The 635-nt window shown below is 31.2% G+C and carries 1 protein-coding gene; it reads left to right on the forward strand.

Annotated features, from left to right (window positions below; all coding sequences use genetic code 11):
* The first annotated feature begins 179 nt into the window (after window positions 1–179).
* On the forward strand, window positions 180–446 hold the full coding sequence (locus NZ519_14090; protein ID MCS7029882.1) for a hypothetical protein: 267 nt from the start codon (window positions 180–182) through the stop codon (window positions 444–446).
* Window positions 447–635: the final 189 nt, after the last annotated feature.

Here is a 635-nt window from a genome sequence, read left to right on the forward strand (position 1 = left end):
TTGATTATAATAATATAGGACAGACCGTATTAGACATGATGACCAAACATAAATGGATAGAGGATGACAGTTCAAAAGATATTGTTCCTGTATTTTTAGGGCATCATGTAGACAAAAAGAAGCCTGGCGTATATATTATTGTATTATATTCGTAGTTGTATTTTTAATCTTGTTGTAATATGAAATTAAATTTTGAACCTGAGCGCGCTAAAACGATTTATGATAAAGTATTAGTAACGGACTTGTACGAAAAGGAGAATTTAGAAACGGAGGACTTTGAACACATTATGGGCATTGTGCAGTTATTAAAGGAGAAAACGACATTGTTTTCAGATGATTTTGTTACTTTAGAAGGGGAAGAATGTCTGTTAATATGTAGTAAGACAAGGAAAGTTAAGGGATATTGTTTAGTTCTTTCTGTATCAGAAAAAATTGCCACTCGGTAACAGATAGGATGAATGGTGGGCAAATGCCCACTTTTTATTTTTTTAGTATTTTTGTATATGCCTAATTTAAAAGAAATAGGATACAGTATTTTGTCTCAATGTTATAATTTTAACTTGAGTGATGATATAGATGTAGATTTAGATTGGGTATATTATCAGGTGTCTAATGTTCGCAATGCTATTTTAGCG

The organism is Bacteroidia bacterium, from assembly GCA_025056095.1.
In the GTDB taxonomy this organism is placed as follows: Bacteria; Bacteroidota; Bacteroidia; order JANWVE01; family JANWVE01; genus JANWVE01.